Raw genomic sequence first — 591 nt, forward strand, 5'->3', positions numbered from 1 at the left:
CGATCGAAGACTTAATCAATTTAGTTCATAAGGTGATGCTTGTGAAACAATACTTACTATCTAGTTTTGAATGTATAATCATTCATTTTACGAAGTGAAAACGTTTGAAGTCTATGAATCACAAGGAAGCATGAGGGCGCTTACTCCACGTAAGTAACCGAGTAATGACGCTGTGATGAAGACGAATGCGAACGATTTCCACAAAGTAAAATATTGTTTGGTGACAATAGCAAAGAGGCCACACCTGTTCCCATGCCGAACACAGAAGTTAAGCTCTTTAGCGCCGATGGTAGTCGGACTTACGTTCCGCGAGAGTAGGACGTTGCCAAGCAAACTTTTATCATGACCTAGCGGTCATTTTTTCTTTGGAAAATTGAATAAAAGTGTTGACTTTATAATGAAAAGTCTGTATAATTAATTCTTGTCGAGTCAAAAGAATCGACACATGAACATTGAAAACTGAATGACAATATGTCAACGTTAATTCCAATAATTTGAGTACGTAACGTACTTTCAAGAGTGATTGGCTTAACCAATCAACGAGCTATATCAAGCTTACTTCTTTTATGGAGAGTTTGATCCTGGCTCAGG

General features: G+C 37.7%; 1 rRNA gene. It reads left to right on the forward strand.

Annotated elements, in window-relative coordinates:
- Nucleotides 1-216: 216 nt before the first annotated feature.
- Nucleotides 217-331 (forward strand): 5S ribosomal RNA (gene rrf / locus CD172_RS12360).
- The last annotated feature ends 260 nt before the right edge of the window (nucleotides 332-591 follow it).

It is taken from the genome of Staphylococcus agnetis, assembly GCF_002901865.1.
In the GTDB taxonomy this organism is placed as follows: Bacteria; Bacillota; Bacilli; order Staphylococcales; family Staphylococcaceae; genus Staphylococcus; species Staphylococcus agnetis.